At 70.3% G+C, this 23,498-nt stretch carries 18 protein-coding genes; 16 read left to right on the forward strand and 2 right to left on the reverse strand.

Annotation, left to right across the window (positions count from 1 at the left end):
* Window positions 1-153 precede the first annotated feature (153 nt).
* The 6 genes from mreC to ACIRRY_RS07190 all read left to right on the forward strand — a co-directional run bounded on the left by mreC (window position 154) and on the right by ACIRRY_RS07190 (window position 9,064).
* Window positions 154-1,095 (forward strand): rod shape-determining protein MreC, encoded by a 942-nt coding sequence (mreC, locus tag ACIRRY_RS07165; RefSeq protein ID WP_403968841.1) that lies wholly within the window; start codon window positions 154-156, stop codon window positions 1,093-1,095.
* Window positions 1,096-1,114: 19 nt separating this feature from the next.
* Window positions 1,115-1,783: a rod shape-determining protein MreD gene (mreD, locus tag ACIRRY_RS07170; RefSeq protein WP_403968843.1), complete on the forward strand. Its 669-nt coding sequence runs from the start codon at window positions 1,115-1,117 to the stop codon at window positions 1,781-1,783.
* Between the two features lie 89 nt (window positions 1,784-1,872).
* Window positions 1,873-4,137 carry a penicillin-binding protein 2 gene (gene mrdA, locus ACIRRY_RS07175; protein WP_403968845.1) on the forward strand — a complete coding sequence of 755 codons (2,265 nt, stop codon included), beginning with the start codon at window positions 1,873-1,875 and terminating at the stop codon, window positions 4,135-4,137.
* On the forward strand, window positions 4,134-5,330 hold the full coding sequence (gene rodA / locus ACIRRY_RS07180; protein WP_403968847.1) for a rod shape-determining protein RodA: 1,197 nt from the start codon (window positions 4,134-4,136) through the stop codon (window positions 5,328-5,330). The genes mrdA and rodA overlap by 4 nt, the downstream gene beginning before the upstream one ends.
* Window positions 5,331-5,435: 105 nt before the next feature.
* Complete coding sequence (locus tag ACIRRY_RS07185) at window positions 5,436-6,956, forward strand: CHAD domain-containing protein (RefSeq protein ID WP_403968849.1); 1,521 nt, start codon at window positions 5,436-5,438, stop codon at window positions 6,954-6,956.
* Window positions 6,957-7,096: 140 nt separating this feature from the next.
* Window positions 7,097-9,064, forward strand: coding sequence for a TIGR03960 family B12-binding radical SAM protein (locus tag ACIRRY_RS07190; RefSeq protein ID WP_403968851.1), 1,968 nt, complete (start codon window positions 7,097-7,099; stop codon window positions 9,062-9,064).
* Window positions 9,065-9,110: 46 nt separating this feature from the next.
* Here the strand turns inward: ACIRRY_RS07190 and ACIRRY_RS07195 are convergent, their stop codons facing one another.
* Window positions 9,111-9,959 (reverse strand): helix-turn-helix domain-containing protein, encoded by an 849-nt coding sequence (locus ACIRRY_RS07195; RefSeq protein WP_403968853.1) that lies wholly within the window; start codon window positions 9,957-9,959, stop codon window positions 9,111-9,113.
* 157 nt (window positions 9,960-10,116) lie between these two features.
* Here ACIRRY_RS07195 and ACIRRY_RS07200 point away from each other — a divergent pair, with 157 nt between their 5' ends.
* The gene (locus ACIRRY_RS07200; RefSeq protein WP_403968855.1) at window positions 10,117-10,869 is read left to right on the forward strand and encodes an SDR family oxidoreductase; all 753 of its coding nucleotides are present in this window, start codon (window positions 10,117-10,119) and stop codon (window positions 10,867-10,869) included.
* Between the two features lie 9 nt (window positions 10,870-10,878).
* Here ACIRRY_RS07200 and ACIRRY_RS07205 read toward each other — a convergent pair whose 3' ends face one another.
* Window positions 10,879-11,424, reverse strand: a complete 546-nt coding sequence (locus ACIRRY_RS07205; protein ID WP_403968857.1) for a cysteine hydrolase family protein — start codon at window positions 11,422-11,424, stop codon at window positions 10,879-10,881.
* A gap of 160 nt (window positions 11,425-11,584) precedes the next feature.
* On the opposite strand from ACIRRY_RS07205, the gene ACIRRY_RS07210 reads away from it, so the two are divergent.
* The 9 genes from ACIRRY_RS07210 (at window position 11,585) to ACIRRY_RS07250 (ending at window position 23,428) form a co-directional block, all read left to right on the forward strand.
* On the forward strand, window positions 11,585-12,223 hold the full coding sequence (locus ACIRRY_RS07210; RefSeq protein WP_403968859.1) for a TetR/AcrR family transcriptional regulator: 639 nt from the start codon (window positions 11,585-11,587) through the stop codon (window positions 12,221-12,223).
* Between the two features lie 296 nt (window positions 12,224-12,519).
* The gene (locus ACIRRY_RS07215; RefSeq protein WP_403968861.1) at window positions 12,520-13,053 is read left to right on the forward strand and encodes a GNAT family N-acetyltransferase; all 534 of its coding nucleotides are present in this window, start codon (window positions 12,520-12,522) and stop codon (window positions 13,051-13,053) included.
* A gap of 15 nt (window positions 13,054-13,068) precedes the next feature.
* On the forward strand, window positions 13,069-14,148 hold the full coding sequence (locus tag ACIRRY_RS07220; RefSeq protein ID WP_403968863.1) for a hypothetical protein: 1,080 nt from the start codon (window positions 13,069-13,071) through the stop codon (window positions 14,146-14,148).
* A 46-nt stretch (window positions 14,149-14,194) separates the two neighbouring features.
* Complete coding sequence (locus tag ACIRRY_RS07225) at window positions 14,195-14,974, forward strand: TIGR03936 family radical SAM-associated protein (protein ID WP_403968865.1); 780 nt, start codon at window positions 14,195-14,197, stop codon at window positions 14,972-14,974.
* 262 nt (window positions 14,975-15,236) lie between these two features.
* Entirely contained in the window at window positions 15,237-19,319 is a 4,083-nt protein-coding gene (locus tag ACIRRY_RS07230) for a ribonuclease E/G (RefSeq protein ID WP_403968867.1), read from the forward strand.
* 230 nt (window positions 19,320-19,549) lie between these two features.
* Complete coding sequence (rplU, locus tag ACIRRY_RS07235) at window positions 19,550-19,870, forward strand: 50S ribosomal protein L21 (protein ID WP_006374708.1); 321 nt, start codon at window positions 19,550-19,552, stop codon at window positions 19,868-19,870.
* A gap of 14 nt (window positions 19,871-19,884) precedes the next feature.
* Window positions 19,885-20,139, forward strand: coding sequence for a 50S ribosomal protein L27 (gene rpmA, locus ACIRRY_RS07240; protein ID WP_019063244.1), 255 nt, complete (start codon window positions 19,885-19,887; stop codon window positions 20,137-20,139).
* Window positions 20,140-20,246: 107 nt separating this feature from the next.
* Window positions 20,247-21,683 carry a GTPase ObgE gene (obgE, locus tag ACIRRY_RS07245; protein WP_403968869.1) on the forward strand — a complete coding sequence of 479 codons (1,437 nt, stop codon included), beginning with the start codon at window positions 20,247-20,249 and terminating at the stop codon, window positions 21,681-21,683.
* 194 nt (window positions 21,684-21,877) lie between these two features.
* Window positions 21,878-23,428 (forward strand): alkaline phosphatase D family protein, encoded by a 1,551-nt coding sequence (locus ACIRRY_RS07250; RefSeq protein WP_403968871.1) that lies wholly within the window; start codon window positions 21,878-21,880, stop codon window positions 23,426-23,428.
* Window positions 23,429-23,498: the final 70 nt, after the last annotated feature.

Consider the following 23,498-nt stretch of genomic DNA (forward strand, 5'->3'; position numbering starts at 1 on the left):
ATGATCCCCTCTCGTGCGGCGGATCGTTGATACGGAGGCATAGGCTCCGACATACGCCTTCGTTTCCGTCTGCATTCATCATTCATCCGCACGTACAACACCTGCATATCTGAACCTCCGTACATCTCTATGAGGAAGGCACGGCCGCCGCACGTGAGGGACACACGAGAGAGCCGGCTGCTCCTGGTGCTGCTGATCGCCGTAGCGTTCGCGTTGATCACGGTGGACATCCGGGGAGGGCAGGACTCGCCGGTCGACGGTGCCCGCCGGGCCGCGGCCACCGTGTTCGGCCCGATCGAGAACGGTGTGTCGTCCGCCGTCAACCCGGTCGGTGACGCGGTCTCCGCGGTCCGCGACTCCGGTGAGCGGCACGACCGGCTCGCCGTCCTGGAGAAGGAGAACGCGGCCCTCAAGGCGAAGCTCGGCAGCGACGACCGCAACCGCAGCCGCCTGACCCAGCTCGACAAGTTGCTGAAGGTGGCCGGTGAGGGCCAGTACGGCATCAAGGGCGCCCAGGTCATCGCCATAGGAGCCGCCCAGAGCTTCTCCTGGACGATCACCATCGACGTCGGCGCGGGCGACGGCATCAAGCGCGACATGACCGTCCTGAACGGCAACGGACTGGTCGGCCGTGTCACCACCGTCGGCCCCGACTCCGCGACCGTCCTCCTCGCCAACGACCCCGACTTCACGGTCGGCACCCGCATGGAGGGCAGCGACGAACTCGGCTTCGCCTCCGGTGAGGGCGACGGCCCGCTGCGCGTCGAACTCCTCAACGGCAAGGCGGAGGTGCAAAAGGGCGACCGTCTGGTCACCTTCGGCTCGGAGGCCGACAAGCCGTTCGTGCCCGGTGTCCCGGTCGGTGTCGTCTCCCGCGTCGACCCCTCCGGCGGCGGCCTGACCCGCACGCTGTACGTCACGCCGTACGTCAACTTCACCAAACTCGACATCGTCGGCGTGGTCGTCGAGGCCCCGAAGAAGGACCCGCGCGACACGGTCCTGCCGGCGAAGCCCAGGCCGACCCCGATCCCGACGGTGACCGTCACGGTCACCCCGTCCGCGAACGCGCCGGTCGACGGCCAGCAACAGCAGTAGGAGCTAGGAGCCCTTCCCCATGCGTGTCAACCGGATCCTGCTCTCCGTCCCGCTGGTCGTCGTCGCCCTCGTGATCCAGGTGAGCGTCCTCGCCCGCCTCCATCTCCCGGGCGCCGTCCCCGACCTGCTCCTCCTCACGGTCCTCGGCCTGGCCATGGTCTACGGCCATGTCGCGGGCTCCCTCATCGGCTTCGGCGCGGGTCTCCTCGCCGACCTGGCCCCGCCCGCCGACCACGCGGCCGGCCGGTACGCCCTCGTCCTGTGCGTGATCGGCTACCTCGCGGGCCTGGCGAAACCGGAGAACGGCCGGCTCAAGTCGGCCACCGGCCCGATGGCCGTCGTGGTCGCCGCCGCGATCGGCGCCACCGTGCTCTACGCCGGTGTCGGCGCCCTCGTCGGCGACACCGCCGCCCGCCATGTGGGCCTCGGCAGCCTGCTGTTCACGGCCGCGCTGTACGACCTGTTGCTCGCCCCGTTCGTCGTCCCCGGTGTGATGGCGCTGGCCCGGCGCGCGGAGAACGACCCGCTCGCGGAGACCAACGCCGCCAAGTCGGCCGACATCTCCTCGGGTTGGCTCTCCTCGGGCACCGGCCTCAAGATCGGCGGCCAGCGTGGCGGCCTGCGGATGAGGACGGCTCGCGCGCGGGTGGCCCGGGCCGGCCGTATCAAGGGGGTCAAGCGGCTTTGAGGGCAGGGGAGTTGGCGTACCGGCACACAGGTCCGTCGTATATGACTCATACACGCACGTACCCGCACTGAGAGGGGGAGGCAGCACCAATGACCAACATCCCGGAGACCGGACGGACTCCACGGGTCCAGATCAGGCTCGTCGTCATCCAGATTCTGGTCCTCTCCCTCCTCGGCACCCTCGGCGGGCGCCTCTGGTACCTCCAGATCCGTGAGGGCGCCGCGTACCAGAAGGAAGCGTCCGGCAACCATGTGCAGCAGGTCGTCGAGCCCGCGGTGCGCGGTTCGATACTGGACGCGCGCGGTGTGCCCCTCGCCGACAACGAGACCCGGCTGGTGGTCTCCGCCTCCCGCACCGACCTGCTGAAGCAGGCCGACGACGGCAAGGCCGTCCTCACCAAGCTGGCCGGTGTGCTGGGCCTGAAGCCCGAGGACGTCATCCTGAAGGTCCGGCTGTGCGACGCGAAGACCCCGCAGCCCTGCTGGAACGGCTCCCCCTACCAGCCCATCCCGATCACCGACGAGGCCACCGCCAAGCAGGCCCTCCAGATCCGCGAGCGCGCCGAGGACTTCCCCGGCATCACCGCCGAGCCCGAGGCCGTACGGCGCTACGCGGCCCCCGGCGACGCCAACGCGGCGCAGGTCCTCGGCTATCTCTCCCCGGTCACCGACGACGAGATCACCCAGGCCAAGGACTCCGACTCGCCGTATCTGCGCTCCGACCAGGTCGGCCGCTCGGGTCTTGAGCGCGAGTACGACAAGGAGTTGCGCGGCAAGGCCGGCGTCACCCGCTACGAGGTCGACAACCTCGGGCGCGTGATCGGCAAGGCCAAGTCCGATGCCCCGGAGCCCGGTTCGAACCTCGTCACGAGCATCGACGCCCGTGTGCAGCGCGTCGCCGAGTACCAGCTCGACAAGGCGATGAAGACGGCCCGCCAGCAGTTCGACAAGATCACCGGCGAGAACTACAAGGCCGACTCCGGTGCCGTCGTCGTGATGGAGGCCAAGACCGGCCGGATCGTCGCGATGGCGTCCGCGCCGACGTACGACCCGAACGTCTGGGTCGGCGGCATCTCCGCCAAGGACTACAAGCAGCTCACCGGCAAGAACTCCGACTACCCGCTGCTGAACCGGGCCATACAGGGTCAGTCGGCGCCCGGTTCGACGTTCAAGGTGGTCTCCACGGCCGCCGCGGTCGAGGCCGGCTACGAGTGGGACGGCGGCTACCCCTGCACGAGTTCGTACTCGGTGGGCGGCCAGGTCTTCAAGAACTTCGAGGGCGAGAACTTCGGCCCCATCTCGCTGGGCCGCGCGCTCGAGGTCTCCTGCGACACCGTCTTCTACGGCCTCGCGGACGCCCAGTGGAAGAAGGACGGCGGCATCAACCCGAAGAAGGGTGAGCCCAAGGACTACTTCTACAAGGCGGCCCACCAGTTCGGTCTCGGCAAGACCACCGGCGTCGACCTCCCGAACGAGGTCACCGGCCGCATCCCGGACCGCAAGTGGAAGCAGGAGACCTGGCAGGCCAACAAGGCCTACTGGTGCAAGACCGGCAAGAAGGGCGGCACGTACGTCCAGCAGATCGCGTACGAGAACTGCCTCGAAGGCAACAAGATGCGCGAGGGCGACTCGATCAACTACTCCATCGGCCAGGGCGACACCCTCGTCACGCCGATCCAGGAGGCCATGATCTACGGTGCCCTCGCCAACGGCGGCACCGAGTACGTCCCGACCATCGGCAAGGCGATCGTCAGCGCCGACGGCAAGACCGTCACGGAGATCAAGCCGAAGGTCAAGGCCAAGCTGCCGATCAGCGCGGCCACGCACAAGGGCATCGACAAGGCCCTCGCGGGCGTGGTCACCAGCGGTACCGCCGCCTGGAAGTTCCAGGGCTGGCCGCAGGACAAGATCGAGCTGCACGCCAAGACGGGTACCGCCGAGGTCTACGGCAAGCAGACCACCTCGTGGTTCGCGACGTACACCAAGGACTACACGGTCGTCATGACGATCGCCCAGGCCGGTACGGGTTCGGGCGCCTCCGGTGAGGCCGTGCGCAACATCTACAACGCGATGTACGGCGTCCAGGCCGACGGCTCCATCGACAAGAAGAAGGCGATGCTGCCCACGCCGCAGACGAGCCTTCCGAAGGTCCGCGCCGACGGCACGATCGCCTCCCCGAAGATCACCGCAGACCCGGCCAAGGAGCTGGAGAAGCAGCAGGAGCAGGCGACCCAGGGCGGGGTCACGGCCGCGGACGACACCCAGCAGCCGGCCGTCGCGCCCTCACCGTCCACCACCAACAGCAACACCCGAAGGCGCCCGCGCAGAAGGGGAAACCGGAGGATGCTCACATGACCGGCAACAGCTTCTCCGTCTCCGGATACGGTCCCGACCGGGCCGGCTGGACCCGGGTCTTCTCCCGTGACTCGCTGGCCCGCCGACTGGACTGGCCGATACTGCTCTCCGCGATCGGCCTGTCCCTGATCGGCTCGCTGCTGGTCTTCTCGGCGACCCGCAACCGCACCGAGATCAACCAGGGCGACCAGTACTACTTCCTGCTCCGGCACCTGATGAACACCGGCATCGGCATCGGCCTGATGATCGCCGTCGTCTGGGTCGGCCACCGCACCCTGCGCGTCATCGTCCCCTTCCTGTACGGCGCCTCGGTGCTCGGCATCCTGCTGGTGCTCACCCCGCTCGGCTCCACGGTCAACGGCGCGCACTCCTGGATCGTGCTCGGCGGCGGCTTCTCGCTCCAGCCCTCGGAGTTCGTGAAGATCACGATCATCCTGGGCATGGCGATGGTGCTCGCCGCCCGGGTCGACGCGGGCGACAAGCCCTACCCCGACCACCGCACGGTCCTCCAGGCCCTGGGCCTGGCCTCCGTCCCGATGATGATCGTCATGCTGATGCCCGACCTCGGCTCGGTCATGGTCATGGTCATCATCGTGCTCGGCGTGCTGCTGGCCTCCGGTGCTCCCAATCGCTGGATCTTCGGCCTGCTCGGCGCGGGCGCCCTGGGCGCGGTCGCCGTGTGGCAGCTGCACATCCTGGACGAGTACCAGATCGCCCGCTTCGCCGCCTTCGCCAACCCGAGCCTCGACCCGGCCGGCGTCGGCTACAACACCAACCAGGCCCGCATCGCGATCGGCTCCGGCGGCCTCACCGGCGAGGGCCTGTTCCACGGCTCCCAGACGACCGGCCAGTTCGTCCCCGAACAACAGACGGACTTCGTCTTCACGGTCGCGGGCGAGGAGTTGGGCTTCGTCGGCGCGGGCCTGATCCTCGTCCTCCTGGGCGTGGTCCTGTGGCGCGCCTGCCGCATCGCCCGCGACTCGACCGAGCTCTACGGCACGATCGTCGCCGCCGGGATCGTCGCCTGGTTCGCCTTCCAGGCCTTCGAGAACGTCGGCATGACCCTCGGCATCATGCCGGTCACCGGTCTGCCACTGCCCTTTGTGTCGTACGGCGGCACATCGATGTTCGCGGTGTGGGTGGCGGTGGGGCTGTTGCAGTCGATCCGCGTGCAGCGGCCGATGTCCGCATAGGCGCCACGTTCGCGTGGTCGCCACCTGCGCATTCACCCGGGTTTCCCGCGGGTTCATTTGGGACGCCCCCTGCCATCCCGGCTCGTCAGCAACTAGATTCGGTTCATGGCGGACACCCAGCGCGAGATCGAGCGTAAGTACGAGTCCGACGAGAGCGGTCTGCCCGACCTGACCGGCGTCGCCGGTGTCGAGGCCGTCATCGACAAGGGCGTCGCGCACCTGGACGCCGTGTACTACGACACGGCCGACGAGCGCCTCGCCGCCGCCTCACTCACCCTGCGCCGCCGCACCGGCGGTTCCGACGCGGGCTGGCACCTGAAGGTGCCGGTCGCGCCCGGGGTCCGCGACGAGATCCGGGAACCGCTCTCCGACACCGTGCCGCACACCCTGGCCGGCCTGGTCCGCGCCCGGGTGCGCGAGGCCGAACTGCTCCCCGTCGTCCGCCTGCGCTCCGACCGCGACATCCGGCACCTCGTGGACGCGGACGGCGCGCTGCTCGCCGAGGTCAGCGTGGACGCCGTGCGCGCGGAGCGCCTGACCGACGGCGGCGGCACCGCCCAGTGGACCGAGATCGAGGTCGAACTCGCCGACGGCGGCGACCCGGTCTTCCTCGACAAGGTGGAGAAACGGCTGCGCAAGGCGGGCGTACGGCCGTCGTCGTCCGCGTCGAAGCTGGCGCGGGCGCTGGCGGAGACGGCACCGAAGAAGTCGAAGAAGCGCAGGGCGCCCGTGTCGCCGCCGCAGGAGCCGCAGTCCGCCGGTGATCACGTCCTCGCCTATGTCCGTGCCCAGCGCGACGCGATCCTCGAACTCGACCCGGCCGTACGGCAGGACGCGTACGACTCCGTGCACCGTATGCGGGTCGCCACCCGCCGCTTGCGCAGCACGTTCCGGTCGTACGGCAAGGTGCTCGACCGCACGGTCACCGACCCGATCGGCGAGGAACTGAAGTGGCTGGCAAGCGAGTTGGGCGTGGACCGCGACCGCGAGGTGCTGACCGAGCGCCTCACGACGGTCCTCGCCGAACTACCCGGCACCCTGGTCTCCGGCCCGATCCGCACCCGGCTCGACACCTGGGCGGGCGCCCGGCGCGGCGGATCGCGGAGCAGGCTGATCGGCGTCCTGGATTCCGGTCGCCATCTCGCGCTGCTCGACACCCTGGACGCGCTGGTCGCCGAGCCGCCCCTCCTGAAGGACGCGGCCGGCACGCCGGAGAAGGTGATCGCCAAGGCCGTACGCAAGGACTTCGGGAAGGTGTCCGCGCTCGTCGAGGAGGCGATCGGGGCGCCGCCCGGCGCGGACCGGGACCTCGCGCTGCACGAGGCGCGCAAGAAGGCCAAGCGGACCCGGTACGCGGCGGAGGCGGCGACGCCCGCGCTCGGCGGCCCGGCCCGCGCGCTGGCCAAGTCCATGAAGTCGCTGACCAGCCTGCTCGGCGAGCACCAGGACAGCGTGATGGTCCGGGTGACCCTGCGGGAGCTGTCCGCGGTGGCGCACGCGGCGGGGGAGAGCTCGTTCACGTACGGGGTGCTGTACGGGCGGGAGGAGCAGCGGGCGGCCGGGGTGGAGAGGGCATTGCCGGGGGCGTGGGCGGAGATCGTGGCCGAGGGGGCCGTGCAGGGGTGACGGCGGGGGGTCCGTCCCGGGGGTGACGGCCGGGGCTCAGGCACGGAGGTCCGGGGCGTACGGGTTACGGGTGAGGTCCGGGATCGCGTTAGTCTGGATGGTCACCCGTCCGTTCAGTCCCGCTCACGAAGGTTCGCGAGATGCCTGCCGAAGTCGCTGCGGCCGCAGAGTCCGTTTTTCCGCAGCTCGAAGCCCTGCTCCCGCATGTGCAGAAGCCGATCCAGTACGTGGGCGGTGAGCTCAACTCCACGGTCAAGCCGTGGGAGTCGTGCGATGTCCGCTGGGCGCTGATGTACCCGGACGCGTACGAGGTCGGCCTGCCCAACCAGGGCGTCATGATCCTCTACGAGGTGCTGAACGAGCAGGAGGGCGTCCTCGCCGAGCGCACGTACAGCGTGTGGCCGGACCTGGAGGCGCTGATGCGGGAGCACCGCGTCCCGCAGTTCACGGTCGACAGCCACCGCCCGGTGGGCGCCTTCGACGTGTTCGGTCTCTCCTTCTCCACCGAACTCGGCTACACGAACATGCTGACGGCCCTGGACCTGGCGGGCATCCCGCTGGAGTCGAAGAACCGGACGCTGGACGACCCGATCGTGCTGGCGGGCGGCCACGCGGCCTTCAACCCCGAGCCGATCGCGGAGTTCATCGACGCGGCGATCATCGGCGACGGCGAACAGGCCGTCCTCGACATGACGAAGATCATCCGCAACTGGAAGGCGGAGGGCCGCCCCGGCGGTCGCGAGGAGGTGCTCTTCCGCCTCGCCAAGACGGGTTCGGTCTACGTCCCGGCCTTCTACGACGTCGAGTACCTGCCGGACGCCCGCATCGCGCGCGTGGTCCCCAACAAGTCGGGCGTCCCGTGGCGTGTCTCGAAGCACACGGTGATGGACCTCGACGAATGGCCGTACCCGAAGCAGCCGTTGGTGCCGCTGGCCGAGACGGTCCATGAGCGCATGTCGGTCGAGATCTTCCGCGGCTGCACACGCGGCTGCCGTTTCTGCCAGGCGGGCATGATCACGCGCCCGGTGCGGGAGCGGTCGATCACGGGCATCGGCGAGATGGTCGAGAAGGGCCTGAAGGCGACGGGCTTCGAGGAGGTGGGCCTCCTCTCCCTGTCCTCCGCGGACCACTCGGAGATCGGCGAGATCGCGAAGGGCCTGGCGGACCGGTACACGGAGGACAAGGTCGGCCTGTCCCTCCCGTCGACCCGCGTGGACGCGTTCAACGTGGACCTGGCGAACGAACTGACCCGCAACGGCCGCCGCTCCGGCCTCACCTTCGCCCCCGAGGGCGGCTCGGAACGCCTCCGCAAGGTCATCAACAAGATGGTGTCGGAGGAAGACCTCATCCGCACGGTCTCCACGGCGTACGGCAACGGCTGGCGCCAGGTGAAGCTGTACTTCATGTGCGGCCTGCCGACGGAGACCGACGAGGACGTCCTCCAGATCGCCGACATGGCCATGAAGGTGATCGCCGAGGGCCGCAAGGTCTCCGGCCAGAACGACATCCGCTGCACGGTCTCGATCGGCGGCTTCGTCCCCAAGCCCCACACCCCCTTCCAGTGGGCCCCGCAGCTCTCGGCGACGGAGACGGACGCCCGCCTCACGAAGCTCCGCGACAAGATCCGCGCCGACAAGAAGTACGGCCGCTCGATCGGCTTCCGCTACCACGACGGCAAGCCGGGCATCGTAGAGGGCCTGCTCTCCCGAGGCGACCGCCGTATCGGCGCGGTCATCCGCGCGGTCTACGAGGACGGCGGCCGCTTCGACGGCTGGCGCGAGCACTTCTCCTACGACCGCTGGATGCGCTGCGCGGAGAAGACCCTGCCCGCGTTCGGCGTCGACGTCGACTGGTACACGACCCGCGAGAAGACGTACGAGGAGGTCCTGCCCTGGGACCACCTCGACTCGGGCCTCGACAAGGACTGGCTCTGGGAGGACTGGCAGGACGCCCTCGACGAGACAGAGGTCGAGGACTGCCGGTGGACGCCGTGCTTCGACTGCGGGGTGTGTCCGCAGATGGACACGTCCATCCAGATCGGGCCTACGGGCAAGAAGTTGCTGCCGTTGACAGTCAAGCAGCCTGCGGGGAGTGGGCACGCGCACTGAGATCGGCGTCCTGAGCAGTGCTCATCGGACCCCGGCCTGGGTCTGCTCAGGGCTTTGTCGTGTGCAGGGAACCCAGTCGGGCCAGTGACGCCGCGTCCTCCGTGTCCGGCTCCGCCGTGCCGACCAGGAGGCACTGGCCGGGGGCGCTCTGGACGTCGAAGGTCTGGTACGTGAGCGTGATGCGGCCCACGGCCGGGTGGTTGAAGGTCTTGGACTGGCGGCCGGGGCGGCTGACGCTGTGGTGTTGCCAGAGGGTGACGAACTCCTCGCTGTTGTCGAGGAGTTCGGCGATCAGGGAGGCGAGTTCGCGGTCGTCCCGGTCGTGGCCCGTCGCCAGGCGCAGTGCCCCGGCCGAGCAGCGGGCTACGTGGTGCCAGTCGGCGAAGAGGTTCTTGGCGGCGGGGTCCAGGAAGAGCGTGCGGACCATGTGCTTACGGTCGCCCAGGGGAGCGAGGAGCGCGGCGGCCAGTGGGTTCGACGCGAGGACCTCCAGGCGCCGGTTGATGACGTACGCCGCCGCCGTCGGGAACGCGTGCATCAACTGGAGCAGCGCCGGGTCCACCTCGTCGGACGGTTCGGCGGGGACGGGCCTCGGGACCAGGCCGGCCAGCCGGTACGCGTGCCAGCGGGCGTCCGTGTCGAGGCGCAGGGCGCGGGCGATGGCGTCGACCACCTGGCCGGAGGGGCTGCGTTCGCGGCCTTGTTCCAGCCGCGCGTAGTAGTCGGCGCTGACCCCGGCCAGCACGGCGACCTCCTCCCGCCGCAGCCCGGCCACCCGGCGCGCCCCGGAACGGGGAAAACCCACCTCGGCGGGCGTCAGCCGGGAACGCCGCGCCCGCAGGAAATCACCGAGCGGGTAGCCGTGCGTGCCGTCCGTACCGTGCGTGCCGTCCATTCCAAAAGCCTACGGCGCCCCCCCCTGCCGACCTTCCCGCTTCCTAGGAGTGGCGCACCCAGGAAGTCCCGTCCTGCCTCATCGGGCCGATCCCGTCGATGCTCGATCCGTGCGGTGGATCACCGCCGCGCGGATCGGCGTTCCCGGAAGGCTCCTCATGACTGCCACCACCGTCCACTCCACCTCCCGTACCGGCAAGGTCGTCCTGGTCACCGGCGCGAGCAGCGGTATCGGCGAGGCCACGGCCCGGTTGCTGGCCGCGGCGGGGCACCGGGTGCTGCTCGGCGCCCGGCGCGCCGACCGGATCGCCGCCGTGGCCAAGGACATTCAGGCCGACGGGGGGACCGCCGACCACCGCGAGCTGGACGTGACCAGCCTGGAGAGCGTGCGGGCGTTCGTCCGGGCCGCGCAGGAGTCGTACGGACGGGTCGACGTGCTCGTCAACAACGCGGGCGTGATGCCGCTGGCGATGCTGGAGGCGCTGACGGTCGACGAGTGGAATCGCATGATCGACGTCAACATCCGCGGGGTGCTGCACGGCATCGCCGCGGTGCTGCCCGTCATGCGCGAGCAGGGCGCGGGACACATCGTGAACGTCGCCTCCGTCGCCGGGCACCGTGTCGATCCCACCGCGGCCGTCTACTGCGCCACCAAGTTCGCGGTCCGCGCCATCTCCGAGGGACTGCGGCAGGAGAGCCGCGACCTGCGCGTCACCGTGGTCAGTCCCGGCTTCACCCGGAGTGAACTGACCGACGGCATCAGCGACTTGGGCATGCGCGCGGTCTCCGAGAACATGATGGACATCGCGATCCCGGCGACGGCGATCGGGGAGGCGATCGTCTACGCCGTCGGTCAGCCCGCGGACGTCGACGTCAATGAGATCGTCATCAGGCCGACGGCGCAGGGCTGAACTCCCGGTTCAGGGCGTCCAGTTCGCCACCGTCGTCACCTCGGCCTGCATCGGGAACACCTTGTCGGTGAGGACGCGGTGCACCTCCGGGTCGTTGTCGAGGCAGCCGTCGGACAGGACGGTGAGGGTGAAGTCCAGGTCGGCGGCCTGGCGCAGGGTGGACAGGACGACGCCGCTGGTGGCGATGCCCGTCAGGACCAGGTGGTCGATCCCGTTCGCCCGCAGGACCATGTCGAGGTCGCTGCCGGCGAACGCGCTGACGCGGCGCTTGGTGACCTGGATGTCGTCGGGTCCGGGGGCCACGTCCGGGTGGATCTCGTTGGCCTGGGCTGCGGCGGCCGGCAGGGTGACACCCGCGAGCCTGCCGAACAGCTTGTTGCGGGGGCTGATCTCCGGGGCGCCGGGGCGGAATCCGACGGTCACGTAGATCACGCGGACGTCGTTCGCACGGGCCGTGTCGATCGCCTTGCGCAGGCGCGGCAGATAGGCCGGGTCGGGGTAACGGTCCACGATCACGCGCTGGACGTCCATGACGAGGAGGGCCTGGTGGGACACCGCTGTCCTTTCGTACGGGGGAGGGGGAGGGAGAAGGGCGGGCTAAGTCATCAGGTGATTACTTGCTTAACGTAACCATGCCCTGTAGTCATGTCAACGAGTGATTACTTGGACTTGAGCTTGAACTTGGGCTGGGCTTGGTTATGGGAGGTCGCCGGTGGTGACGAGTGAGACGGATGAGACGGATGAGACGGGTGAAGTCGACGCGCCCCGTCGGCGTGATGCCGCGGCGACCCGGCAGGCGCTGCTCGAAGCCGCCAGCAGCCGGTTCACCCGACTCGGGTACGACCGCACGACCTTGCGGGACGTCGCCGCCGACGTCGGGGTCAACTTGGCTCTCATCAAGCGGTACTTCGACTCGAAGGAAGGGCTGTTCAAGGCGGCCCTGGCCTCGACTCCCCGCTTCCTGGGCCGGGACGAGGAGTTCCCCTCGGACCGGGCCGGTCTCGCCGAGGCGCTCAGTCACCAACTGTCCGCCGGTGCCTGGCCGGAGTTCGGCGAACATCCCGTACTGATGCTGCTGCGCGGTTCCGGCGACGAACGCGTGGACGCCCTGCGCCGAAAGGCGCTGGACGAGTACAGCCGCCAGATCCTCGAAGCGTCCGGCGAGGGCCCGGCGGGGGAGGACGACGAACGGCTGCTGCGCGCGGAACTCCTCGTCGCGCTCGGCGTCGGCGTCGCGGTCGTACGGTCCGCCGTGGGTCTGCGCCCCCTGCGCGACGCGACCGCCGCCCAACTGGCCGCGCCTCTGCGGGAGATCGTCGACGCGCTCCTGGCGCCCCCTGCCGACGAGCGCTGAACTGCCGCACAATGCACGGGTGGACGACATCACGGGGCTTCGGTGGCGCTGGATTCTCGAGAGCGGACACCAACTCGTCACCACCAACCCGTCACCACCAACCCGTCACCACCAACTCATCACCGCTCGCGAGTAGTTCGTACGGCAGATCGTCAACTGGGCGGCGGTGAACGTGGGGTGATCTGTAGTGCGTGTACGTGATCCCCGCCTACGCCCGCCGCGGCTTCGTGTCCTCGCCCCGGCTTCTCCATGCCCGTGTCGGCCGTGTCGGCCGTGCCGACCCCTACCCTTGACCGATGCCTGAACTGATCACGCCCGACGCCCGGTTCCGGGTCTCCTTTCTGGACGCGGTGCACGAGCACATCGTCGAGGACGACTTCTTCGGCGGCACCCTCGCGCGTGAACTGCGGGAGCACGGCGGCACCTGGCGGCAGCCGGCCGGGTTCGCGCGGTACGTCGAGGCGGTGCGCGAGGAGGAGTCGGAGGCGGGTCACCGGCCCGAGGGCTTCGTGCCGAACACCTGGTACTGGTACGTCGACGGCGACACCTACCTCGGCCGGATCCAGATACGGCACCGGCTCACCCCGTACCTCCTCGACTACGGCGGCCACATCGGGTACGGCGTCCGGCCGGCCCATCGTCGCCGGGGCCACGCGACCGCGATGCTCCGTGACGTCCTGCCGTACGCTCAGGCGCTCGACCTGGACCGGGTCCTCGTGACCTGTGACTCGACCAACATCGGTTCCCGCAAGGTGATCGAGGCCGGTGGCGGGGAGTTCGAGGACGAGCGGGACGGGAAGCTGCGGTACTGGATCCGGACGGGGGGCTGAGGCGTCTTGCCCGGTATGGACGCCCCCAGGAAATTCGAGAAGCCGCCCGCCGCGCGGCCGTCGCCGCAGCCGCCCGAGGGATGTCTCGCCGTCGCGATCCGCGTCCCGGTGCGGATCGTCGTGCTCGTGCTCGTCGTGCCGGTACGGCTGGTGTGGGACGCGCTGGTGGTCAGTGGGCGGTTCCTGTACCGGACCGTGCTGCGGCCGGTGGCGCGCGCGGTGTTCGTGTGGCCGTGGGTGGCGCTGTGGCGGTACGTCGTCGTGCCGCTCGCCAAGGCGCTCGGATGGCTCGTCAACGTGCTCGTCCTGGTGCCCCTGGTCTGGCTGTACCGCCGTCTGTTCACCCCGCTCGGGCACGCCCTCGCCTGGGTCGCCCGGCAGATCGGGGACGGGCTGGCGTGGGTGTACGCGCGCGTGCTCACTCCCGTCGGGTACGCGTGCGCGTGGGTCGTCGCCGGGGTGGCCGCCGGAGTGGCCTGGCTCGGGCGGTACCTGCTCGTCGTGCCCGCCGGGTGGCTGTACGCCTGGATCCTCACGCCGATCGGGCGCGCGGTCTCCTGGTGCGGGCGGGGATTGCTGTGGCTCGTGAAGGCCGTCGGTACGGGGGTCGGGGTCGTCCTGTACTGGGTGGCGCGGATTCTGCTGGTGCTGCCCGCGATCGGCTTGTGGCGCTGGGTCCTGACGCCCGTCGGGCGGGTGCTCGCCGTCGTCGGGCGGGAGGTGTGGGACGCCCTCGGGCATGCCTGGCGGATCGCGGGGCACATCTCGCGCGCCGTGGGGCGGGTGCTGGGGACCCTCTTCCGGTGGATCTTCGTGGAGCCGGTGACCTGGGTGTACCGGACCGTCCTCACCCCGGTCGGACACGTCGTACGGGATCTGGTGCTGCGGCCCGCCGCCGAGGCCGCGCGCGGTGTGGGGCGGGTCACCCGGCAGGTGCTGGGCGCCGTGCGCGAGTCCGCCCGGCAGGCGCGTGCCGACTTCCGGCGGATGGTCTTCGGCGAGCCGCGACAGCCGCAGCCGGTGGAGCGGCGGGAACCGATGGACGACGACACACGTACTCTTGGTAGAAGTACGACCGTTCTCACGAAGGACTAGGACACTGGGCAAGCGACAGCCCGAAGGCCCGCCGCCCGCACCCGCGGTGCAGCGCATCCGACTGCGCTACACCAAGCGCGGCCGCCTCCGGTTCACCAGCCACCGTGACTTCCAGCGCGCCTTCGAGCGTGCGCTGCGCCGCGCCGAGGTGCCGATGGCGTACTCGGCGGGGTTCACGCCGCATCCGAAGGTGTCGTACGCCAATGCCGCACCCACCGGCACGGGCAGCGAGGCGGAGTACCTGGAGATCGCGCTCACCGCCGAGCGCGACCCCGGCAAGCTGCGCGAGCTGCTCGACGAGTCGATGCCCGTCGGGCTCGACATCGTCGACGCGGTCGTGGCCCGGACCTCCGGGCTCGCCGACCGGCTGACGGCTTCCGTGTGGGAGCTGCGGCTGGACGGGGTGGCTCCCGAGGACGCCGAGCGCGCGGTGGCCGCGTTCAACGCGGCCGAGAGCGTCGAGGTCCAGCGCATGGCCAAGAACGGCATGCGCACGTTCGACGCCCGTTCGGCCGTAGCGAGCCTTGAGGCTGTTTCCGAGACGCTCAGTCCACAGGCTGATAGGCCTACCGACCAGGCCTGTGCGATACTGCGGCTGGTTGTTCGGCACGTGACGCCTGCCGTTCGACCCGACGACGTCCTGTCCGGTCTTCGCGCCGTGGCCGACCTGGCGCCGCCGGTCGCCGCAGCGGTGACCAGGCTGGCGCAGGGGCTGTTCGATGAAGAGACCGGCACGGTGACCGACCCGCTCGCGCCCGACCGCGAGGCAGTAGTGACCGGGAACACCACGGTCGCCGAAGCTGCCGCCGCGAAGGTGCCGGCGTAGGGAAGGTTCCGCGTAGGACGGACGTCGTAGCGTCGCCCTCGGACTCGGGAGCCACCTGGGTCGGGCAGCGCACCGACCACAAGACTTTCGCCAGGCCGTCCGCAAATGGGCGTACGGAACCGGCGAGACAGGACACAGAGAGCTCCCGTGCGGCGCCCGCGCCCCGGACGGCGGCACCGCGCAACGCGCGAGCCGCGGACGTCACCGGCATCCATGCCGGACCAGGCGCGGCGCCCGGGAGCCTGACGGGAGAAACGCCCGCATGCTCGAACCGACCGAACCCATCGAGGGTTCCGAACCGAACACCCCGAGCGACACGTTGCCGCCGCGCCGCAGGCGCCGCGCCGCGTCTCGCCCAGCGGGACCGCCGACCGCCGCCGAGGGCGCGGTCGAGAACAGCGCTCCGGCCATACCGGCCGACGTGAGCGACGAGAAGAACGACGAGGTGGCGGCCGTCGAGGCGCCCGCCGTCGTAGAAGGTGCCGTTGCCGAAGAGGCAGCGCCCGCTGGGCGTACGCGTCGGCGTGCCACTCGCCGGGTGTCCGCGCCTGCCGGTGCGCCCGAGGCGAATGAGGTGCCCGAGGCGGCCGGGATCGTGGTGCCGGCCGTTGCCGCCGCCGCGCCCGCCGCCGTCGAGGAGGCCGCGCCGACCGCCGAGCCCGTCGAGGACGCGGCTCCGCCGCGTACCCGCCGTCGGGCCACGCGCCGGGTGACCGCGCCCGAGGCCGAGGTGGCTGAGGTGCCCGAGGTGGCTGTCGTCGCCGAGGCGCCCGCCGTCGTAGAAGACGTGGAAGAAGAGGCCGTGGCCGAAGAGGTCGCGCCTGTCGGGCGTACGCGTCGGCGTGCCACTCGGCGGGTGTCCACGCCTGCCGGTGCGCCCGAGGCCAGTGACGTGCCCGAGGCCGTCGAGAGTGTCGAAGCCACCTCCGTGACCGAAGAAGTGACCGAAGGTTCCGCGGCTGCCGGGTCCGAAGAGGATGCCGGGCCGCGTCGGAGCCGTCGTCGCGCCACGCGCCGTGTGTCCGCGCCTGCCGGGACGCCCGTGGGCGAGGAGGCCCCTGTGAACGACGAGACCCCCGCGGACACCGCGGAGACCAGTACCCCCGCCGAGGCTCCCGTGGAGGACTCCGGGCCGCGCCGTCGGCGTCGGGCCGTACGGACCGCTGCCGGAGGCTTCTCCGCGCCCGCGCCCAAGAGCGGGAACGCCGCCGAGGACGAGGACGGACCGCGTCGGCCGAGGCGGCCCGCGGTGGCCGTGTTCCAGGCGCCCGTCTTCACCGAGCCGATGTTCCAGACGCCGGAGCGCGCCGCCGCGGCCGCTGCCGCCGAGGCCGCTGACGACGAGGACGAGGACGAGGACGAGATCGTCGTCGTGGCGGAGCCCGTGCCCGTCGTGGTGGAGGCTGTCGAGGAAGAGACCGGTGGGCGTCGTCGGCGTCGGCGCCGGGGGGCCGCCTTCGAGGCGGAGCCCGAGGCTCCCGTCGTGGTCGAGGCCGTTGTCGAGGAGGAGTCGGACGAGCCTGAAGAGGCCGAGGACTCCGCCGACGGTGACGAGGCCGAGGAGACCGGTTCGCGCCGCCGCCGTCGCCGTGGCGGCCGGCGTCGTCGCCGTGGCGAGTCCGCCACCGGTGAGGACGAGGGCGAGGACGGCGACGAGTACGCCGCCGAGCAGGCCGCCCAGGCCGATCAGGACGCGGAGGACACCGCCGAGCAGATCGAGGAGGACGCTGAGGACGCCGACGAGGACCAGGGCGGTTCCGGGTCGAGCAGCAGCCGTCGTCGGCGTCGTCGGCGCCGTCGTGCCGGTGACTCGGGCGGCGAGAGCGAGTCGCCCTCGTCGACCGACGACCCCGAGCGCACCGTCGTCAAGGTCCGCGAGCCGCGCGCCAAGAAGGACGAGCACCCGAGCGACGAGGTGCAGTCCATCAAGGGCTCGACGCGCCTCGAAGCCAAGAAGCAGCGTCGCCGCGAAGGCCGCGAGCAGGGGCGCCGGCGCGTCCCGATCATCACCGAGGCCGAGTTCCTGGCCCGGCGCGAGGCCGTCGAGCGTGTGATGGTCGTGCGGCAGAGCGGTGAGCGCACGCAGATCGGCGTCCTGGAGGACGGCGTGCTCGTCGAGCACTACGTCAACAAGGAGCAGTCGACCTCGTACGTCGGCAACGTCTACCTGGGCAAGGTCCAGAACGTGCTGCCCTCCATGGAGGCCGCGTTCATCGACATCGGCAAGGGACGCAACGCCGTCCTGTACGCCGGCGAGGTCAACTTCGAGGCGCTCGGCATGGCCAACGGGCCGCGCCGCATCGAGTCCGCCCTCAAGTCCGGCCAGTCGGTCCTCGTGCAGGTCACCAAGGACCCGATCGGCCACAAGGGTGCCCGTCTGACCAGCCAGGTCTCCCTCCCGGGGCGCTACCTCGTGTACGTCCCCGAGGGCTCGATGACCGGCATCAGCCGCAAGCTGCCCGACACCGAGCGCGCCCGGCTGAAGACCATCCTCAAGAAGATCGTCCCCGAGGACGCGGGCGTCATCGTGCGCACCGCCGCCGAGGGCGCGAGTGAGGACGAGCTGAGCCGTGACGTCGAGCGGCTCCAGGCGCAGTGGGAGGACATCCAGAAGAAGTCGAAGGGCAGCGGCGGTTCGAACGCGCCGACCCTGCTGTACGGCGAGCCGGACATGACCGTCCGCGTCGTGCGCGACATCTTCAACGAGGACTTCACCAAGGTCATCGTCAGCGGTGACGAGGCGTGGGACACCATCCACGGCTATGTCTCGCACGTCGCCCCCGACCTCGCCGACCGGCTGTCCCGGTGGACCTCCGAGGTCGACGTCTTCGCGACGTACCGCATCGACGAGCAGCTGATGAAGGCGCTGGACCGCAAGGTCTGGCTGCCGAGCGGCGGTTCGCTGGTCATCGACAAGACCGAAGCGATGATCGTGATCGACGTCAACACCGGCAAGTTCACCGGTCAGGGCGGCAACCTCGAAGAGACCGTGACCAGGAACAACCTGGAGGCGGCCGAGGAGATCGTGCGCCAGCTGCGGCTGCGCGACCTGGGCGGCATCGTCGTCATCGACTTCATCGACATGGTCCTGGAGTCCAACCGGGACCTCGTCCTGCGACGGCTCCTGGAGTGCCTGGGCCGCGACCGTACGAAGCACCAGGTCGCCGAGGTCACCTCGCTGGGCCTGGTCCAGATGACCCGCAAGCGCGTCGGACAGGGCCTGTTGGAGTCCTTCTCCGAGACCTGCGTCCACTGCAACGGCCGCGGTGTCATCGTGCACATGGAGCAGCCGACCTCGGTCGGTGGCGGCGGCAAGCGCAAGCGGCGCGGGCGTGGCGGTGACGGCGGGCAGGACGCCCACGACACGCACGACGGTCACGAGACGCACGAGCACGACCACGAGTCCGACGAGGTCGAGACCGAGGCGGAGGTCGCCGCCGAGGTCGCGATGCCGGTGCCGTTCGCGGAGTCAGAGTTCAGGCCCGACGAGGATCTGTACAGCAGTGCCGCCGAGGCGGAGGCCGCGGCCACCCGTGGCGGGCGTTCGCGGCGCCGGACGAGCCGGCGGGCGTCGGCTCCGGCCGGTGCGCCGAGGGCGGAGTCCCGTGAGTCGCGGCAGCCGCGTGAGGTCCACGAGGTGCGCGAGGAGGCCGAGCCGGTGTCCGTCGCGCAGGCCGCGCCGGTCGCCGTGGAGGACCCGGTCGTCGAGGCGCCCGCGGTTCAGGAGACCCCGGCCCCCGTGGTCGAGGCTCCCGCGGTCGAGGCGCCGGTTGTCGACGACGCCGCTCCCAAGGGGCGTACGCGCCGTCGTGCGACCCGTAAGGCGACCGCGCCCGCCGGGTCTCCGGCAGGGTCCGAGGAGGCTGCCGTCGTGACGGTCACCGAGGCCGCCGCGCCGGTCGTCGTCGAGGCACCCGCACCGGCGGCCGAGGCCGAGCAGCCCGAGGCGCCCGCCGAGAGCGCGGCTCCGGCCCGCCCGAGGCGTCGTGCCGTGCGCAAGGCCACCGCGCCCACCGCGTCCGAGGAGGCGGCCGTCACGGTCGTACCGTCGGCCGTGGTGGAGGAGGCGCCGGTCGTCGAGGTCGCGACTGGTGCTGAGGCCGATGCCGGTGCCGAGGTCGAGGCTGACGCTCCGGCCAAGAGGACGGCCGCTCGCAAGGCCGCCAAGAAGGCCCCGGCGAAGAAGGCGGTCGCCAAGAAGGCGGCGGCCACCAAGACCGCGGCCAAGAAGACGGTCGCCAAGAAGACGACGGCCAAGAAGGCCGCCAAGACCACGTCGAAGAAGACCGCGGCGGCGGAGCAGACGAGCCCGTCCGCCGTCACCGCCTCCACCGACGAGGGCTGAACCCCGGGCGGGTGCGGCCGGTCCCTGTGACCGGTCGCACTCCCCACGGGCCCGGTTTGACCCGTTCGGCTGCGGCCCGGTAACTTTGAATGTCGGCGTGTCCACTGGTGACACGCCACATCCCCGTAAACCTCTTCCTCCCGGGTGTGTTCCACCGGGAGAGGCCGCCTGCTCTCGCAGGGCGGCTGGACTGCGGGGGTGCCGTCCCTGAGCTAGAGAGTGAGATCCGCGTGTACGCCATCGTGCGCAGCGGTGGTCGCCAGCACAAGGTTGCTGTCGGCGACATCGTTGAGGTTGACAAGATTTCCACTGCCAAGGTTGGCGACACGGTCGAGCTCTCGACCCTGCTCGTTGTCGACGGCGACGCTGTGACCAGCGACCCGTGGGTGCTGGCCGGCATCAAGGTCCAGGCCGAGATCGTGGACCACCACAAGGGCGTCAAGATCGACATCCTTCGGTACAAGAACAAGACCGGTTACCGCCGTCGTCAGGGCCACCGCCAGCAGTACACGGCGATCAAGGTCACTGAGATCCCCGCGGCTGCGAAGTAAGGGACTGAGGAGAGATGGCACACAAGAAGGGCGCATCGTCCACCCGGAACGGTCGCGACTCCAATGCCCAGCGGCTCGGCGTGAAGCGCTTCGGCGGTCAGGTCGTCAACGCTGGTGAGATCCTGGTCCGCCAGCGCGGCACCCACTTCCACCCCGGTTCGGGCGTCGGCCGTGGCGGCGACGACACGCTGTTCGCGCTGAACGCCGGTGCGGTGGAGTTCGGTACCCACCGTGGCCGCAAGGTCGTGAACATCGTTCCGGTCGCCTGATCGGAAGCTTGCGCGAGGCGGACCTCACTTCCCCTGGTGGGAAGCGGGTCCGCCTTTCGCGTGTTGTTGAAAGAAAGACACCCCGTAAGTAACTGGAGGCACATCCCATGACCACCTTCGTGGACCGCGTCGAGCTGCATGTCGCCGCGGGTAACGGAGGCCACGGCTGTGCCTCCGTCCACCGTGAGAAGTTCAAGCCGCTCGGCGGCCCGGACGGCGGCAACGGCGGAAGGGGCGGTGACGTCATCCTCATCGTCGACCAGTCCGTGACCACGTTGCTCGACTACCACCACTCCCCGCACCGCAAGGCCACCAACGGCAAGCCCGGCGAGGGCGGCAACCGCTCCGGCAAGGACGGCCAGGACCTGATCCTGCCGGTCCCGGACGGCACGGTCGTGCTCGACGGCGCGGGCAACGTGCTCGCCGACCTCGTCGGCCACGGCACCTCGTACGTCGCCGCGCAGGGCGGCCGGGGCGGCCTCGGCAACGCGGCGCTGTCCTCGGCCCGCCGCAAGGCCCCCGGCTTCGCGCTGCTCGGCGTTCCCGGTGACGTCCAGGACATCGGCCTGGAGCTGAAGACGGTCGCCGACGTGGCCCTCGTGGGCTACCCGAGCGCCGGCAAGTCCTCGCTGATCTCCGTGCTGAGCGCGGCCAAGCCGAAGATCGCCGACTACCCGTTCACGACCCTGGTCCCGAACCTGGGCGTGGTCACGGCCGGCGAGACGGTCTACACGATCGCCGACGTCCCCGGCCTCATCCCCGGCGCCAGCCAGGGCAAGGGCCTCGGCCTGGAGTTCCTGCGCCACGTCGAGCGGTGCAGCGTCCTCGTGCACATCCTGGACACCGCGACCCTGGAGTCCGAGCGCGACCCGATCTCCGACCTCGACATGATCGAGGAGGAGCTGAAGCAGTACGGCGGTCTCGGCAACCGGCCGCGCATGGTCGTCCTGAACAAGATCGACGTACCGGACGGCAAGGACCTGGCCGAGATGGTGCGGCCGGACCTGGAGGCGCGCGGCTACAGCGTGTACGAGGTGTCGGCGGTCGCGCACACCGGACTGCGTGAACTGTCGTTCGCGATCGCGGAGGTGATCGCCGCGTCGCGTGCCGCGAAGCCGAAGGAGGAGGCGACCCGGATCGTCATCCGCCCGAAGGCGGTCGACGACAGCGGCTTCACCGTCGTACAGGAGGAGGACGGCCTCTTCCGCGTGCGCGGCGAGAAGCCCGAACGCTGGGTCCGCCAGACCGACTTCAGCAACGACGAGGCCGTCGGCTATCTCGCCGACCGGCTCAACCGCCTCGGTGTGGAGGCGGAGTTGATGAAGTCGGGCGCCCGCTCCGGCGACGGTGTCGCGATCGGCCCCGAGGACAACGCGGTCGTCTTCGACTGGGAGCCGACCGTCATGGCCGGTGCGGAGATGCTGGGCAGGCGTGGCGAGGACCACCGGCTCGACGAGCCGCGGCCGGCGACCCAGCGACGCCGGGACAAGCAGGCCGAGCGGGACGACGCGACGCAGGAGTTCGAGGACTTCAAGCCCTTCTGAACCACCGGCGTGGCACTCTGACGGCCCGTCAGGCGTAACCCGGACCGGCTGAGACCCGTTGCTCTCGAAGCAACGGGTCTCTTGCTGTGTGCCTATTTGTCATGGACGCGATACGTACTGTTCAACGGGCGGGACTCCGCGCACTGTGAGGCTTCCAAGTGACCCAAGAGGCCACCGTCGCAAGGGAGTTCACGATGACCGGAGCCGTATCACCCGATCGACGACGTTTTCTCGCGGCCGGCGCGGCGGTGCTCGGGGCCGCCGCCTCCGCCCAGTTGTGGCTGCCGACCTCCGCCCGGGCTGCCGAAATCCCGCTGCCCGACGGTGTGTTCAGCCTCGGCATCGCCTCCGGCGACCCGCTGCCCGACGGCATCGTGCTGTGGACGCGGCTCGCCCCGGACCCGCTGCACGGCGGCGGGATGCCGGACCAGGTGGTCCCGGTGGAGTGGGAGATCGCCGAGGACGCCCGCTTCAGAAAGCACGTGCGCCGCGGAACCGCGCCCGCCCGGCCCGAGTACGGGCACAGCGTTCACGTGGATGTACGGGGACTGCGCCCGGGCCGTGACTACTGGTACCGCTTCCGCACCGGCGGGCAGCTCTCCGCCACCGGCCGCACCCGCACCGCGCCGCACGCGGACAGCTCGGGCGGCCAGCTCCGCGTCGCGCTCGCCTCCTGTCAGAACTGGCAGAACGGCTACTTCACGCCGTACGCCGACATGCTGGCCCAGGACCCCGACTTCGTGCTCTTCGTCGGCGACTACATCTACGAGTCGGCGCCGTCGAACGCGGGCCCGCGCCGGCACGAGGGGACGGGGGAGCCGTACAGCCTGGTCCAGTACCGCAACCGGTACGCGCAGTACCGCAGCGACCCGGATCTCGCGGCGATGCACGCCAACGCCCCCTGGGTGGTGACCTTCGACGACCACGAGGTCGACAACGACTGGGCGGGGGAGATCCCGCAGGACCCCGCCCAGCAGTCGCACGACGCGTTCGTGGCGCGGCTGACCGCGGCCTTCCAGGCGTACTACGAGCACATGCCGGTGCGCGCGAGCGCCGTACCGAACGGGCCGCACATCCAGATGTACCGGCGGCTCGAGTTCGGCCGTCTGATGCGCCTGAACGTCCTGGACACCCGGCAGTTCCGCAGTGACCAGACGACCACGCAGGCCGGCGCCGAGGACCCGTCGATGACCATGATGGGCGCCGAGCAGAAGGCGTGGCTGCTGCACGGGCTGCGCCACTCGCCCGCCCGCTGGAACGTCATCGCCTCGCAGATCATGATGGCCGAGACGGACACCCTGCTCGGCGCGGGCAAGCAGTGGTTCTACGACGCCTGGGACGGCTACCAGGTCGAACGCAACGCCCTGCTGGAGGACTTCAAGAGCGTCCGCAACCCCGTGGTGCTCAGCGGCGACCGGCACCTGACGATGATCAGCGACCTGAAGGAGGACTTCGCCGATCCCGGCTCCGCCGTCGTCGGCGCCGAGTTCGTCGGTACGTCCATCTCCAGCAACGGCGACCAGGACCAGGCCGCCTTCCACGCCCAGTGGGACCCGCTGATGGCGGACAACCCGCACTGGAAGGTGATCGACGCGCACCGCGGCTACCACCTGTTCGACATCCGCAAGGACGGCATCGACGCGAAGGTGAGGGTCGTGGACACCGTGCTGAAGCCGACGGCCGCACCGAGCACGTACGCCGCACTCCGGGTGGAGTCGGGCGATCCCGGCGTCCGTGTCGTCTAGGCGGCTGTGAAGCCTGTGTAACCGGAGCCTGGGACTCATCTGTGTCCCAGGCTCCTCTCAGGGCAAACTC

The organism is Streptomyces sp. NPDC101776, assembly GCF_044766845.1.
In the GTDB taxonomy this organism is placed as follows: Bacteria; Actinomycetota; Actinomycetes; order Streptomycetales; family Streptomycetaceae; genus Streptomyces.